Source organism: Pediococcus sp. AC40, from assembly GCF_030252485.1.
GTDB classification, from domain to species: domain Bacteria; phylum Bacillota; class Bacilli; order Lactobacillales; family Lactobacillaceae; genus Pediococcus; species Pediococcus acidilactici.
The window spans coordinates 1659835-1675699 of record NZ_CP127012.1; the positions used below are offsets into that span (position 1 = coordinate 1659835).

A 15865-nucleotide genomic window follows, 5' to 3' on the forward strand; every position below is an offset into this window, starting at 1 on the left:
TTTAACTATTAATCTTCCTTAGCAAACTTTTTGCCGTAGCTGTAAGTTTCTAACTTGTTAAGGTCGCCGTCAAAGACGTTTAAATCAGCGTCCTTGCCAACTTCTAAGACTCCTTTAGAATCTAAGCCAAATTCACGAGCTTGGTTTACCGAACTCATTTGGACAGCTTCCGCAATTCCGCAACCAAAGAACTTCATGGCGTTCCGGAAAGCATCATCAAAAGATAGCACTGAACCTGCTAGCGTTCCGTCAGCTAGACGAGCTTGCTTGTCCTTTACGTAAACTTTTTGTCCGCCAAGTTCACTTTCTCCTTCGGCAATTCCCTTGGCACGCATTGAGTCAGTAACCAATTCAATGCGTTCTGGTCCCTTAACTTCATAAGCCAGTTTGAGCATGTCCGGAACGATGTGGAAACCGTCGCAAATTAATTCAGCATAGATGTTGTCTTCCAACATTACGTGGCCGGTAACTCCTGGTTCACGATGCTTAAATTCACGTTGAGCATTGTATAAGTGAGTTGCGTGGGTAACCGTGCTATTTAGCAATTGTGCACGGGTAGCGTTGGAATGTCCTACTGAAGGAACAATTCCATGATCCAAGCAGTATGCTTCAAATGCATCGGAGCCTGCGTGTTCAGGGGCGATCGTAATTAATTTTACCCGACCGCCTGAAAGCTCGTTCCACTTGCCAAGTAATGCTGCGTCCGGGTCCTTAATGTACTCTTCTGGTTGAGCTCCCTTGTACTTCGCCGAAATGAAGGGACCTTCCAAATGAACCCCTTGGATAACGGGATTTTCTTCCGCAGCCTTGGCCACTCCGCGCATTGATTTTTCAATGTTTTCGTTAGATTGAGTCATTGTGGTACAAAAGAAGCTGGTAACTCCTTCGTTGACTACCGCTTGGTTTACCATTTCGTTGATTTGTTCTGGATCGCCATCCATCGCATCAAAGCCGTAACCACCGTGGGTATGTACGTCAATGAACCCTGGAACAATAATCTTGCCCCCTGCGTAATAAACTTCGTCGTCACCCTGTGCCTTATATTCACTCATTGGCCCAACTGCTTCGATGGTCTTACCAAACCGAATGTAGCCGTCTTCGATCTTTTCGAGGCCCGTATAAATTGTCGCATGTCGTAAAACTGTACTCATGAATTTTCCTCCTCTAAGTTAATCTAGCTTCATTATATATCGGTATAGACCAAAAAACAAGATTACCTTAACCGTTTTCTTTTGCCACGGTTGCGTCGATTCCCTTAACTACGGCTGGGCTAAATCCAGCTTCTTCCATTGCTAATAAACCTGCGACGGTCGTCCCGCCTGGAGAAGAAACTTTATCAATCAATGCGTAAGGCACTTCATCACTATTGAGCACCATTTGCGCACTGCCTTGTACCATTTGCGCAGCAATCTTAGTGGCGTTAGCTTTAGTCAATCCGTACTTAACGCCCGCCCGGGAAAGCGCGTCAATAAATAGGTAAGCGTATGCTGGTGCGCTCCCCGCAAGTGCCGCGAAAATCGGAAAGTCATTTTCGGCAACTTCCATGGTTTTTCCGATCCGAGCAAATAACTCACCCCCCGCTTGGTACGGAGCTGCGTTAAGGTCGCCCGTGGCTTTGACCGCTGTCATTCCTTGCGCAATTTCAACGTTTACGTTTGGCATTACTCGCAAAATCGGTTGAGCAGTGCCTAAAACCGCTTGTAAGTCCGCTAAACTAACGCCAGAAGCAATTGAAACCACTAACTTTTCTTCAGTTAGTACCGGTTGAATTTCTTCAGCAACCCGCTTAATCACCGTGGGCTTAACTGCCAAAATAATTACGTCTGCCTGTTGGGCTACCGCCGTATTATCTGATACTGCGGTTAGTCCGTGTTGTTTTGCAAAAGTTTCGTAGTTTTGTGGGTGAGCGCTGTGGACCAAAATATCCTTACCAACGACATCTTTCTTTACTAATCCGCTAATAATTGCCTTGGCCATGTTTCCAACGCCAATAAATCCAAGTTTCATTTGTATTCCCTCGCTTTTCTGTTAATTATTTTAATTTTATCATTAAATCCCCGGGAATTATGTAATATTTTATGAAGGTTTAATACTTCTTGAGCAAATCCAACGCCCTTGCCAAAGTATCATGATGCCGTTAAAAACGTGACTGAAACTGAGAAAAAAATCATTCTAGAGCGCCGGTTTTTATAAAGTTCAAAGCCATTATGCTCCGCACAACCTAAAAACGACCGTTATGCCAAATTCAGGCATAATGGTCGAATTTCAGTTAATACTCAAAAACTAGCCGACTTTTTCAATCAGCCTTGATTTTTCATCCTTACGGGTCCTTAAAAGCTGGTCTTACCACTGCTTAATGTCTATCAGGCATTTTGGGACACTCCCGTATTTAAAGTTACGTGTCCGTCATCCTTATTTATGCATGTCCACAACCATCCGGCCTTCAATTTGTCCAGCTCGCATTTCATCGATGATGTCATTCACTTCATCCAAACGCCGAGTTTGAACAATAGGTTTAACTTGGCCATCCGCTGCAAACTGGAAGGCTTCCGCCAAGTCATTCCGGGTGCCGACTAAGGAACCAATTACTTGAATACCGTCTAATACAACTCGCGGAATTGATAAATCCATCGTGTCTACGGGTAGAGCTACGGCAACTAAAACGCCGCCTGCTTTTAGACAATCGGCCGCTGCGTTAAAGGCTGCCTTAGCTACCGCGGTCACCACCGCCGCCTGTGCTCCGCCGCACCGTTCCTGAATTATCTTCGCCGGATCTTCTTTGCTAGAATTGATTACCAAATCCGCACCCAGCTTTTGGGCCAGCGCCAATTTATCATCATTAATGTCTACCACCGCTAATTTAGCGTTAAACACATTCTTAGCGTACTGAATTGCCAGATTACCTAATCCACCAGCGCCAAACACCGTCAACCATTCTCCAGGACGAATTTTAGATTCCTTGATTGCTTTATAAGTAGTTACGCCGGCACAAGTAATTGAACTTGCCGCCACCGGATCCAGATTGTCCGGCACTTTCACCGCGTAATCCGCCACGACGATTGCCTGTTCTGCCATCGCTCCGTCAACCGTGTATCCGGCATTTTTAGCTTCCCGACAGAAAGTCTCTCGTCCAGTAGTACAATATTCGCAATGCCCGCAGCCTTCAAAGAACCAGGCGATGGAAACCCGATCTCCCACCTTTAAGCTGTGCACGTCAGCACCAATTTCGCGAACAATGCCAATTCCTTCGTGACCAATCACCCGTCCAGGTTGTTCGCCAAAGCCACCATTTGCCACGTGGAGGTCCGTATGGCATACCCCACAGTATTCTACGTCAACTAAGGCTTCATTGTCCCTAAGCGGCCGTAATTGCTTTTCTACAATATCAACGTACCCATCACTTTGATTCCTAACTACCGCTGCACGCATTTTAATTGCCTCCTTACTACATTAAAAGACTAGTTGCTCCATCTTCATTATAATACTAACGAGTATTTTGTGAAATCGTTTTCTAAGATCCGCAAAAAAAATCAAATTTACGATAACTACTTCGTCTTCTAATTAAAGAATGCTTATCAACTAGATAACCACTTTTACAGACAATTTAGCCATAAATGAACGCACAAAAAAACTCCACGTCATCGACATGGAGTTTAACTGATTGGGCTAGCTGGGTTCGAACCAGCGCATCACGGGATCAAAACCCGTTGCCTTACCACTTGGCTATAGCCCAATATGGTGGAAGGGAGTGGATTCGAACCACCGAACCCGAAGGAGCGGATTTACAGTCCGCCGCGTTTAGCCAGACTTCGCTACCCTTCCATATAAGTTGTCGTCTTATCTATCCGACTTAATTATAATAACTAATCTTGAAGAATTTTGCAAGCTTTTTTTGAAACTTTTTTAAATTTATTCAAGATCAATTATAAGTAATCGCTGAGTCCATTCAGTAATAAAATTATCCGAATTCCACTCGTTGATTCGTCTCTTATGATATCCGACTGAATTATTATAATATATCCCGCCAGCTGTTGCAAGAGGTTTATAGTGAAAATGTAGGTGTCCGGATAAAATAATTTTTGGCTGGTATTTTGCTAATAACTTTTCCATTCGGCGGCTCCCCATCATCCCGTTCGCCATGTTCCAAAAGCGGTAGTCATCAGTGTAGCGAATGTATTCGTGGCGCACTGCAAAATGGGTCATAAAAAGTACTGACTTAGATTGGGCTGCTTGAAGTTGTCGTTCCGTTTGTTGCAGTACGCGATCCATCCGTTCAATGTCGGAGATTGGCTGCTCAATCGCGGTATCTACCCAAAAAGTTTTTTTCCACCGCCAAAATTGCTCAGGAGTTTTATCTACGTTATCCGCAAAACTATAATCATACCAGCCGTTATTTCCAATGATGCGCCATTTGGTTCCCGGAACGTCATAAAATTGGTTGTGCAGGTACTGCGGGTGTTGCAGCTTTTCTAACCCAGCGTAATCAATGTCATTTAACATATCATGATTTCCCGCAATAAAGAACACCTTGGTCCGTGGCAAGCGGCGCTGTAATTTTTCCACGTATTCCTTACTACGGCTGAACTTATTAAATAAGTCTCCCGCAATCAAATAAATTCCCACGTGATTGTCTTTAAGGTATTGTGCTTGCGTTGCCAACGTTTGCTCAATATCAACCTTATTAATGTCCAAATGATTGTCACTAGTCATTGCTACTCTCAATACATTCGCCCCTACTCGTTTGACTTATCCTAAATAAAAAAGATGAACTAAGCATAACCTAGTTCATCTTGTAAATTCAAATTTTATTAACGAATCCCTTGCATCTTCTTGCTGATCCATGGTGAAAGTAACCATAAAGCAACCGCAAAGATAATCGTAATGATTCCGGTCCAAATGAAGTAGCTAACTTCATGACCAGGATAAAGCTTAACCAGCTGTGCGTTAATCGCTTGTCCAGCGGCATCTGCCAAGAACCACATACTCATCATTTGTGAAGCAAACGCTGCGGGAGCTAATTTGGTAGTTACGGATAATCCAATTGGTGAAATCAACATTTCCCCAATTTCAACGATTGCCCAGCTACCCACTAGCCAAAGGGCGTTAACTTTTCCATCAGTACCAAACATCAAGCCTGGTAACGCGATGAAGAGATATGAAATCCCGGTAAATACTAACCCATAGGTAAACTTCTTCGGTGACGAAGGTTGTTTTTTACCTAATTTAGTCCATAGCCAAGCAAAGATCGGGGTGTATAACATGATGAACAATGGGTTCAACGATTGGAAGTTAGCTGGCGTGATGTTAATCCATCCATAATGCAATTGGGTACGATCTGCAGCAAACAATGCCAATACAACTGAACCTTGTTCTTCAATTGCCCAGAATAAGGTTGCGGCGATAAAGAGTGGTACATAAGCCCACAAACGGGAACGTTCACCTTTAGAAACCTTGTTGCTAGTGAACATTAAAATGAAGTAAACCACCGGCGTAATAATAGCCACAATACTAATTAATAAAACAACGTTATCGATTGTAAGCACGTTGGCAATGAACATTACCAACAAGATTAAGGCGAGCACTACCACGCCGATAAGTACGCGTAAGCTAAACTTCTTAACTTCTTCTGGTTGAATTGGATCTGAAGGATAGAGGCTATCCTTATTTAAGTATTTTTTACCATCAAGATAATATTGCACCAGTCCGAAGAACATTCCAATTGCAGCTAACGAGAAGCCTGCGTGGAAACTGATTTGGAAACCAACCCACGAAACAATTAGCGGAGCCAGCAACGCGCCCAAATTAATACCAAAAACGAAAATACTAAAACCTGCGTCCCGCCTGGTATCCTCTACAGAGTAAAGCGAACCGACCATTTCAGAAACGTTGGGTTTCAACATCCCTGTACCGATAACGATTAGCGCAATTGACACAAGTAATGCCGCGCTACCGAATGGCAATGAAAGAGCAATGTGCCCAAACATGATTAAAACCCCGCCATAGAAAACGGTCTTCCGACTACCTAAAATACGATCACTGATAAAACCACCAGCGACACTAGCTAAATAAACTAACGACCCATAAATGGCCATAACTGAAGCAGCAGTAGCTTGGCTAAAACCTAGTCCACCTTGTGAAACTGCGTAATACATGTAATAAATTAATATTGCACGCATCCCGTAGTAACTGAACCGTTCCCACATTTCTGTGAAGAACAGGGTCATCAAACCACGCGGTTGACCAAGAAAAGCTGTATCTTTTTCTTGTGTATTCAATTTTATTTCCTCCATAATTCTCGCCTAATCAAAATAATACTTAAGGCTATAAACTTGGGACTATATATGAAAAAAACGCCTTAACTTTAACATTAAGGCGTATTCCATAATGCCGGCTAGGTGAGTCGAACACCTGACCTACGGTTTACGATACCGCCGCTCTACCAACTGAGCTAAGCCGGCATTGGCTTGGCTTTATAGCATAAAAGGATGCTAACAACTCGGTTAACATCCTTAAAGCTAACTCCGGCAGGCGGACTCGAACCGTCGACACCCTGATTAACAGTCAGATGCTCTACCAACTGAGCTATGCCGGAATAATCGCATGGCAACGTCCTACCCTCGCAGGGGGCGATCCCCCAACTACTCTTGGCGTTAAGAAGCTTGACTTCTGTGTTCGACATGGGAACAGGTATATCCTTCTCACTATCGTCACCACACTCTGTGCTAACTTACGTTATCACTTGAGAAAACTTTTGTCCTCTCAAAACTGAATAATATCTACATTTCTTTCGAGTTACTTGCCACGTTCTACTTGGTTAAGTCCTCGACCGATTAGTACTAGTCCGCTCCATGTATCGCTACACTTCCACTTCTAGCCTATCTACCTGATCATCTCTCAGGGGTCTTACTTGCCCGAAGGCAATGGGAAATCTCATCTTGAGGCGAGTTTCACACTTAGATGCTTTCAGCGTTTATCTCATCCACACATAGCTACCCAGCGATGCTCCTGGCGGAACAACTGGTACACCAGCGGTGTGTCCATCCCGGTCCTCTCGTACTAAGGACAGCTCCTCTCAAATTTCCTACGCCCGCGACGGATAGGGACCGAACTGTCTCACGACGTTCTGAACCCAGCTCGCGTACCGCTTTAATGGGCGAACAGCCCAACCCTTGGGACCGACTACAGCCCCAGGATGCGATGAGCCGACATCGAGGTGCCAAACCTCCCCGTCGATGTGAACTCTTGGGGGAGATAAGCCTGTTATCCCCAGGGTAGCTTTTATCCGTTGAGCGATGGCCCTTCCATACGGAACCACCGGATCACTAAGCCCGACTTTCGTCCCTGCTCGACCTGTCTGTCTCGCAGTCAAGCTCCCTTCTGCCTTTACACTCTGCGAATGATTTCCAACCATTCTGAGGGAACCTTTGGGCGCCTCCGTTACCTTTTAGGAGGCGACCGCCCCAGTCAAACTGCCCACCAGACACTGTCTCCCGCCACGATTAGTGGCGCGGGTTAGAGGGTTCATACAACGAGGGTAGTATCCCACTTGCGCCTCCTCCGAAACTAGCGTTCCGGATTCTACGGCTCCTACCTATCCTGTACAAGCTGTACAAACACTCAATATCAAGTTACAGTAAAGCTCCATGGGGTCTTTCCGTCCTGTCGCGGGTAACCCGCATCTTCACGGGTATTATAATTTCACCGAGTCTCTCGTTGAGACAGTGCCCAGATCGTTACGCCTTTCGTGCGGGTCGGAACTTACCCGACAAGGAATTTCGCTACCTTAGGACCGTTATAGTTACGGCCGCCGTTTACTGGGGCTTCAGTTCAAAGCTTCGCTTACGCTAACTCATCCCCTTAACCTTCCAGCACCGGGCAGGCGTCAGCCCCTATACGTCATCTTACGATTTTGCAGAAACCTGTGTTTTTGATAAACAGTCGCCTGGGCCTTTTCACTGCGGCTGATCTTGCGATCAGCACCCCTTCTCCCGAAGTTACGGGGTCATTTTGCCGAGTTCCTTAACGAGAGTTCTCTCGCTCACCTTAGGATACTCTCCTCGACTACCTGTGTCGGTTTGCGGTACGGGTAGTTAAACTCTAACTAGAAGCTTTTCTCGGCAGCGTGACGTCAGGAACTTCGTTACTTAAATTTCACTCCCCATCACCGCTTGTCCTTAAGAAATCAAGCATTTGACTCGACTTCAGACTTACGGCTTGGACACCCACTTCCAATCGGGTGCATTCCTTAGCCTCCTGCGTCCCTCCATTGTTCAAACAAGTTTAACTAGTACAGGAATCTCAACCTGTTATCCATCGCCTACGCCTCTCGGCCTCGGCTTAGGTCCCGACTAACCCTGGGAGGACGAGCCTTCCCCAGGAAACCTTAGTCATACGGTGGATAGGATTCTCACCTATCTTTCGCTACTCATACCGGCATTCTCACTTCTAAGCGCTCCAACAGTCCTCACGGTCTGCCTTCATCGCCCTTAGAACGCTCTCCTATCACGCCACCTAATGGTGGCATCCACAGTCTCGGTAATATGTTTAAGCCCCGGTACATTTTCGGCGCAGGATCACTCGACTAGTGAGCTATTACGCACTCTTTAAATGGTGGCTGCTTCTGAGCCAACATCCTAGTTGTCTATGCAACTCCACATCCTTTTCCACTTAACATATATTTAGGGACCTTAACTGGTGGTCTGGGCTGTTCCCCTTTCGACGATGGATCTTATCACTCACCGTCTGACTCCCGGACATAAATCGATGGCATTCGGAGTTTATCTGAATTCGGTAACCCATGACGGGCCCCTAGTCCAAACAGTGGCTCTACCTCCACGATCCTAATTCCGAGGCTAGCCCTAAAGCTATTTCGGAGAGAACCAGCTATCTCCAAGTTCGTTTGGAATTTCACCGCTACCCACACCTCATCTCAGCACTTTTCAACGTACACGAGTTCGGTCCTCCAGTGCGTTTTACCGCACCTTCAACCTGGACATGGGTAGGTCACTTGGTTTCGGGTCTACATCCGCATACTAATTCGCCCTCTTCAGACTCGCTTTCGCTTCGGCTCCGTCTCTTCAACTTAACCTGGCATACGAACGTAACTCGCCGGTTCATTCTACAAAAGGCACGCCATCACCCATTAACGGGCTCTGACTTCTTGTAGGCACATGGTTTCAAGAACTATTTCACTCCCCTTCCGGGGTGCTTTTCACCTTTCCCTCACGGTACTGGTTCACTATCGGTCACTAGGTAGTATTTAGCCTTGGGAGATGGTCCTCCCGGATTCCGACGGAATTTCACGTGCTCCGCCGTACTCAGGATCCTGAACTGAGGGAGTTTGATTTAACTTACGGGGCTGTCACCCTCTCTGGCTGGCCTTCCCAGGCCCTTCAGCTATCAAGCTCTTTGGTAACTCAAATGTTCAGTCCTACAACCCCAAGAAGCAAGCTTCTTGGTTTGGGCTGTTCCCGTTTCGCTCGCCGCTACTCAGGGAATCGAATTTTCTTTCTGTTCCTGTGGGTACTGAGATGTTTCAGTTCCCCACGTTTACCTTCACACATCCTATGAATTCAGATGCGGATAATAGTCGATTAAAACTATTGGGTTGCCCCATTCGGAAATCCCCGGATCAAAGCTTACTTACAGCTCCCCGAGGCATATCGGTGTTAGTCCCGTCCTTCATCGGCTCCTAGTACCAAGGCATCCACCATGCGCCCTTCCTAACTTAACCTAACTTTACCTACGGTAAAGCGATTAATTGAGTATTGCGATTATTTTGAACTAATCTTGTTTAACTCTTTAAAATTACGCGGTTTTCTCTCGGTTTAATTATGATTAATTAAAATTAGAAAATTATAGATATTATTCAGTTTTCAAAGAACAAAAGCAGAACAACTAACGTTGTTCAATGGAGAATAGCGGGATCGAACCGCTGACCTCCTGCGTGCAAGGCAGGCGCTCTCCCAGCTGAGCTAATTCCCCATGTATGGGCCTAAATGGACTCGAACCATCGACCTCACGCTTATCAGGCGTGCGCTCTAACCAGCTGAGCTATAGGCCCGATACGCATGTGTTTTGAGAGTAGACCTCTCAAAACTAAACAAAACTTTGACTCGTGTGCGGTTCCGTATTATTCCTTAGAAAGGAGGTGATCCAGCCGCAGGTTCTCCTACGGCTACCTTGTTACGACTTCACCCTAATCATCTGTCCCACCTTAGACGGCTAGCTCCTAAAAGGTTACCCCACCGGCTTTGGGTGTTACAAACTCTCATGGTGTGACGGGCGGTGTGTACAAGGCCCGGGAACGTATTCACCGCGGCATGCTGATCCGCGATTACTAGCGATTCCGACTTCGTGTAGGCGAGTTGCAGCCTACAGTCCGAACTGAGAATGGTTTTAAGAGATTAGCTAAACCTCGCGGTTTCGCGACTCGTTGTACCATCCATTGTAGCACGTGTGTAGCCCAGGTCATAAGGGGCATGATGATTTGACGTCGTCCCCACCTTCCTCCGGTTTGTCACCGGCAGTCTCACTAGAGTGCCCAACTGAATGCTGGCAACTAGTAATAAGGGTTGCGCTCGTTGCGGGACTTAACCCAACATCTCACGACACGAGCTGACGACAACCATGCACCACCTGTCATTCTGTCCCCGAAGGGAACGCCTAATCTCTTAGGTTGGCAGAAGATGTCAAGACCTGGTAAGGTTCTTCGCGTAGCTTCGAATTAAACCACATGCTCCACCGCTTGTGCGGGCCCCCGTCAATTCTTTTGAGTTTCAACCTTGCGGTCGTACTCCCCAGGCGGATTACTTAATGCGTTAGCTGCAGCACTGAAGGGCGGAAACCCTCCAACACTTAGTAATCATCGTTTACGGCATGGACTACCAGGGTATCTAATCCTGTTCGCTACCCATGCTTTCGAGCCTCAGCGTCAGTTACAGACCAGACAGCCGCCTTCGCCACTGGTGTTCTTCCATATATCTACGCATTTCACCGCTACACATGGAGTTCCACTGTCCTCTTCTGCACTCAAGTCTCCCAGTTTCCAATGCACTTCTTCGGTTAAGCCGAAGGCTTTCACATTAGACTTAAAAGACCACCTGCGCTCGCTTTACGCCCAATAAATCCGGATAACGCTTGCCACCTACGTATTACCGCGGCTGCTGGCACGTAGTTAGCCGTGGCTTTCTGGTTAAATACCGTCACTGGGTGAACAGTTACTCTCACCCACGTTCTTCTTTAACAACAGAGCTTTACGAGCCGAAACCCTTCTTCACTCACGCGGCGTTGCTCCATCAGACTTGCGTCCATTGTGGAAGATTCCCTACTGCTGCCTCCCGTAGGAGTCTGGGCCGTGTCTCAGTCCCAATGTGGCCGATTACCCTCTCAGGTCGGCTACGCATCATCGCCTTGGTGAGCCGTTACCTCACCAACTAGCTAATGCGCCGCGGGTCCATCCAGAAGTGATAGCAGAGCCATCTTTTAAAAGAAAACCAGGCGGTTTTCTCTGTTATACGGTATTAGCATCTGTTTCCAGGTGTTATCCCCTGCTTCTGGGCAGGTTACCCACGTGTTACTCACCCGTCCGCCACTCACTTCGTGTTAAAATCTCATTCAGTGCAAGCACCTCATAATCAATTAACGGAAGTTCGTTCGACTTGCATGTATTAGGCACGCCGCCAGCGTTCATCCTGAGCCAAGATCAAACTCTCATATTAAAATGATGAGTCTTTTTCAAGCTCATTAATTGTTTGTTTTTGCGAATTGACTTCGCATGTTTGTTCTCACTAAATCAATTTGATTTGCGAGTCCTCACACGATCGTTTGTCAAAATTTTGTTCAGTTTTCAAAGGTCTACCAACGTTGTCGTATCAACGTTTATAACGCTTTTGACAACTATTTAACTATATCATTGAGAAAAATGATTGTCAACACTTTTTTAATGAATATCTCATTATTTCTCGTTTCGAAATAGCGTATCATTGGCACTCAAATATAGTACCAAGTTTTACCATCCTTCGTCAATAGCATTTTTAAGAAAACCATTATAAAAAATGGCACTTTCACACCAAAAGGCCACACTGTGCGATTCGGTAACGCTTGCAACCGATCAACTTTTATAAAATCTTTTTACTCAGCCACCTTCGTTATCAAATTTTGCCCAGACTTTTTGTTTAGGGTGACTCATGAAAATAGTTTTACTTTCATAAGCAAACAAAAAAGACCACGCTAAATAGCGTGATCTTTGCTTATTTATCTGTTAATCAATTGGACGCATCGTTGGGAATAGAAGCACGTCACGAATTGAAGGAGCATCGGTTAGCAACATTACTAAGCGGTCAATTCCGATTCCTAAACCGCCAGTTGGTGGCATACCGTATTCCAAAGCTTCAATGTAGTCTTCGTCAATTCCTTCTGCTTCTTCGTTACCAGCTTCCCGTTCTGCAACTTGAGCCTCAAAACGTTGCCGCTGGTCAATTGGGTCGTTTAATTCGGTAAAGGCGTTTCCGTATTCGTTACCTAAGATATATAATTCAAAACGATCCGTAAAGCGTGGGTCGTCAGCATTCTTCTTTGCTAACGGCGAGATTTCAACTGGATGACCATAGATGAAAACTGGTTGCTTCAATTGATCTTGCACCTTATCTTCGAAGAATTCGTTAATAATGTGACCAACTGTCCACCATGATTCGTATTTTACGCCATGTTCGTCAGCCAATTTGCGGGCTTCTTCAACAGACATTTCTGGCCAGAAATCAACTCCAGCATACTTCTTAATCGCATCAACCATGTGTAAACGTTCAAAGTCTTGGTTCAAGTCGAGTTCCGTACCTTGGTACGTAATCTTGCCGTCATCTGAAACGGCGTTAACCGCCGCCTTTAAAATGCCTTCCGTTTCGTCCATTACGTCGTGGAAGTCGTAGTAAGCTACGTAAGTTTCTAGCATGGTGAATTCTGGGTTATGACGAGTGTCGATTCCTTCATTACGGAAAACTCGACCAATTTCATAAACGCGTTCCATTCCACCAACAATTAATCGCTTCAAGTGGAGTTCCAAAGCAATTCGTAAGTATAAATCAATGTCTAACGCATTGTGATGGGTAATAAATGGCCGTGCGCTTGCTCCACCTGCTTGAGTGTGGAGAACTGGCGTTTCAACTTCAGCGAATCCATGGTCGTCTAGGTAACGCCGAATTGCCGATACGATCTTGGTCCGTTTACGGAAGCGTTCCATGCTTTCATCGTTTGCAATCAAATCTAAATAACGTTGCCGGTAAATTTGCTCAACGTTTTGTAAACCATGAAACTTATCTGGTAACGGACGCAGTGCCTTACTTAAGAAGGTCAATGACGTAACCTTGATAGTTAATTCACCCATATCCGTCTTCATTACGTCCCCAGTTACTCCTAGGAAATCACCTAAATCAGCACGTTTAAAGATTTTGTAGACGTCTTCGCCTAATTCATCCTTACGTACGTAAAGTTGAATCTTTCCAGAACGGTCCTTTAAGTCAGCAAAACCGACCTTTCCCTTACCGCGCTTTGAAACCATCCGACCAGCAACGGTTGCGACAACGCCCTGTTCTTCAATTTCTTCTTTTGACATGTCACCGTACTTTTCGTGTAATTGTGCGGCTAAATGTGTTCTTTCAAAACGATGGCCAAACGGGTCAATTCCCTTGTCGCGTAATTCTTGCATCTTTTCACGACGTACCCGTAGTTGGTCATTCATACTTGGTTGTTGCTTCTCGCCCACTATGTGATCCCCCTCTTTAATTTTTCAAATATAATTATTACTTATTAAAACGGTAAAATGCAACCTTATTTCGCAACTCAACTCATTCGAGAGTCTAGCTTTTCAATAAACCGGTCAAAAATATCGATCATTTCTTGCTCAGTTTCGGCAGCATTTAAGGCTACCTTGGTTCGTGCAGAGTGTGGCACCCCTTTAAGGTAATATGCCGCTTGACCCCGGAATTCACGCGGTCCGATATTTTCACCCTTCAACTCAACTAAGCCATGCAAATGTTCCTTAGCAATCTTAATTTTTTCTGCTGGGGTAGGTTCGTCAATGAGCGTTCCATCGTTAAGGTAGGCTGCCACCTTTTGAAGCTCCCATGGATTACCTAAAACGGCCCGGCCAATCATTACCGCGTCGGCGCCCACTTCATCTAACATCCGTTTAGCGTCTTGGGGCGTCCTTACGTCTCCATTACCCATAAATGGAATGTGCAATTGACTGGCAACTTCTTTTAAGATGTCCCAATCGGCATGACCAGTGTACATTTGTTTCCGGGTCCGACCGTGCATTGCTAAGGCAGCTGCTCCAGCTCGTTGTGCAGCCAGGGCATTTTCCACCGCGTAAATGTGTTTATCATCCCAGCCAGTCCGCATTTTTACGGTTACAGGCTTTTTAACTGCGTCGGTAACGTAGGAAACCATTTCGTAAACCTTATTAGGATCTAACAACCAACGCGCCCCTGCATCCGTATTAACCACTTTGTTAACTGGGCAACCCATGTTGATGTCGATAATGTCTGCTTCAGTGTTTTGATCCACAAATTTAGCGGCTTCCACCAAAGTTTCCTTAGTACCGCCAAAAATCTGGATACTCATTGGATGTTCGTTGGGGTCAACTTGCATCATACTTAACGTTTTTTTGTTACCGTAAATGATGCCCCGGTCCGAGATCATTTCACAAACTACCAGCCCGGCACCAAACTGCTTGCAGATCACCCGAAAGGCCGTGTTAGTCACCCCAGCCATCGGTGCAACAACTAATTGATTTGGGATCGTTATATCCCCAATTTTCCATTCCATTTTTTCACCTCATCAAACTTTTTATGCATGCAGAATATGATAGCACACAAAATTGCGATTGTGGAGGAACCGCGGATCCTCATTACACAAATTTTGGCAAATTACTTTTCATCAATGATTTTTTGCAAATCAGCTTCGGAGAATTGATACTGGTTGCCGCAGAACCGGCAAACTGCTTGTGCACCCTGATCTTTATCGATCATTTCTTGAAGCTCTTCCGTAGGGAGGGAAGCTAATGATTGTGCAAAGCGTTCTTTAGAACAATCGCATTCAAATTTAACGTCCATTTTATCTAAAATTTTAACCTGATCGTCCTTAAAAATGTCGTTTAAAATTTCTTCCGGGGTCTTGCCGTTACGAAGCATTTCTGAAATCAACGGAATTTCCTTTAACCGCGCTTGCAAGCGATCAATTGCATCATCCGTAGCGTCTGGCATTACTTGAATCAAGAAGCCCCCTGCTACGCCAACCGTTTCGTCCGGGTTCACAAAGACTGACACTCCTACCGCCGAAGGAATCTGTTCAGATTGCGCCAGGTAATAGGTAAAGTCGTCGCCAATTTCACCAGAAACTAACCCAACTTGTCCGGTAAACGGATCGCCAAGTCCCATATCCTTAGTAACTGCCATAACCCCTTGGTTACCAACTGCTTGGCCCACGTCAATATGGTGGTCTTCCTTCAGCGGCAAAGATACGTGCGGATGCTGAAGGTAACCCTTAACCGTTCCCTTGGCGTTGCCATCCACCACGATGGTACCCACCGGACCACCACCATTAATTTTTACCGTAAGCTTTTCTTCACCCTTTAAAACGGATGAAGACAGTAACAAGGTCGCTGTTAATGAACGCCCTAATGCTGCCGTAGCCGCGCTCCACGAATCGTGGCGTTGTTGGGCTTCTTGAACCAAGTTAGTGGTATTAACTGCGTAAGCCCGAAACATCCCGTCATTAACAATACTTTTTATTAAATAATCACTCATTGAGTATGCTCCTTTCGCAAAAAAATCGTGAGTGCATTGGGCAACCCACGATTCTTTGGCTA

General features: G+C 45.6%; 8 protein-coding genes, 6 tRNA genes and 3 rRNA genes. All 17 read right to left on the minus strand.

The features are described 5' to 3' along the window. Positions 1–8: 8 nt before the first annotated feature. The 17 genes from nagA to hslO all read right to left on the minus strand — a co-directional run bounded on the left by nagA (position 9) and on the right by hslO (position 15803). Positions 9–1151: an N-acetylglucosamine-6-phosphate deacetylase gene (gene nagA, locus NL111_RS08250; protein ID WP_285110145.1), complete on the minus strand. Its 1143-nt coding sequence runs from the start codon at positions 1149–1151 to the stop codon at positions 9–11. Positions 1152–1218: 67 nt separating this feature from the next. Beyond that, positions 1219–2007, minus strand: a complete 789-nt coding sequence (gene proC, locus NL111_RS08255) for a pyrroline-5-carboxylate reductase (protein WP_285110146.1) — start codon at positions 2005–2007, stop codon at positions 1219–1221. Between the two features lie 405 nt (positions 2008–2412). Then, positions 2413–3429 (minus strand): alcohol dehydrogenase AdhP, encoded by a 1017-nt coding sequence (gene adhP, locus NL111_RS08260; protein WP_285110147.1) that lies wholly within the window; start codon positions 3427–3429, stop codon positions 2413–2415. Positions 3430–3661: 232 nt separating this feature from the next. Then, positions 3662–3733, minus strand: a tRNA-Gln gene (locus NL111_RS08265). Positions 3734–3736: 3 nt separating this feature from the next. Next, positions 3737–3822, minus strand: a tRNA-Tyr gene (locus tag NL111_RS08270). An 87-nt stretch (positions 3823–3909) separates the two neighbouring features. Then, positions 3910–4710: a metallophosphoesterase gene (locus NL111_RS08275; protein WP_036672334.1), complete on the minus strand. Its 801-nt coding sequence runs from the start codon at positions 4708–4710 to the stop codon at positions 3910–3912. Positions 4711–4808: 98 nt separating this feature from the next. Next, positions 4809–6275, minus strand: a complete 1467-nt coding sequence (locus tag NL111_RS08280; protein WP_002832402.1) for a peptide MFS transporter — start codon at positions 6273–6275, stop codon at positions 4809–4811. Between the two features lie 110 nt (positions 6276–6385). After that, positions 6386–6458, minus strand: a tRNA-Thr gene (locus NL111_RS08285). 61 nt (positions 6459–6519) lie between these two features. Further along, positions 6520–6592: transfer RNA gene (locus NL111_RS08290), tRNA-Asn, on the minus strand. 6 nt (positions 6593–6598) lie between these two features. Beyond that, positions 6599–6715 (minus strand): 5S ribosomal RNA (rrf, locus tag NL111_RS08295). A gap of 95 nt (positions 6716–6810) precedes the next feature. Then, positions 6811–9733, minus strand: a 23S ribosomal RNA gene (locus NL111_RS08300). A 178-nt stretch (positions 9734–9911) separates the two neighbouring features. Then, a tRNA-Ala gene (locus NL111_RS08305) sits at positions 9912–9984 on the minus strand. Positions 9985–9989: 5 nt separating this feature from the next. Then, positions 9990–10063 (minus strand) — tRNA-Ile (locus NL111_RS08310). Positions 10064–10143: 80 nt separating this feature from the next. Next, positions 10144–11720 (minus strand): 16S ribosomal RNA (locus tag NL111_RS08315). The 16S, 23S and 5S rRNA genes sit together here with 4 tRNA genes alongside, the layout of an rRNA operon. 542 nt (positions 11721–12262) lie before the next feature. Further along, positions 12263–13759 (minus strand): lysine--tRNA ligase, encoded by a 1497-nt coding sequence (gene lysS, locus NL111_RS08320; RefSeq protein WP_002829757.1) that lies wholly within the window; start codon positions 13757–13759, stop codon positions 12263–12265. A 77-nt stretch (positions 13760–13836) separates the two neighbouring features. Next, complete coding sequence (dusB, locus tag NL111_RS08325; RefSeq protein WP_285110148.1) at positions 13837–14823, minus strand: tRNA dihydrouridine synthase DusB; 987 nt, start codon at positions 14821–14823, stop codon at positions 13837–13839. Positions 14824–14924: 101 nt separating this feature from the next. Then, positions 14925–15803, minus strand: a complete 879-nt coding sequence (gene hslO, locus NL111_RS08330; protein WP_002832404.1) for an Hsp33 family molecular chaperone HslO — start codon at positions 15801–15803, stop codon at positions 14925–14927. Between the last annotated feature and the right edge of the window lie 62 nt (positions 15804–15865).

Coding starts and splice junctions, on each gene's coding strand:
- proC (WP_285110146.1), bottom strand. CDS start 2,007: ATGAAACTTGGATTTATTGGCGTTGGAAACATGGCCAAGGCAATTATT.
- hslO (WP_002832404.1), bottom strand. CDS start 15,803: ATGAGTGATTATTTAATAAAAAGTATTGTTAATGACGGGATGTTTCGG.
- nagA (WP_285110145.1), bottom strand. CDS start 1,151: ATGAGTACAGTTTTACGACATGCGACAATTTATACGGGCCTCGAAAAG.
- dusB (WP_285110148.1), bottom strand. CDS start 14,823: ATGGAATGGAAAATTGGGGATATAACGATCCCAAATCAATTAGTTGTT.
- adhP (WP_285110147.1), bottom strand. CDS start 3,429: ATGCGTGCAGCGGTAGTTAGGAATCAAAGTGATGGGTACGTTGATATT.
- NL111_RS08275 (WP_036672334.1), bottom strand. CDS start 4,710: ATGACTAGTGACAATCATTTGGACATTAATAAGGTTGATATTGAGCAA.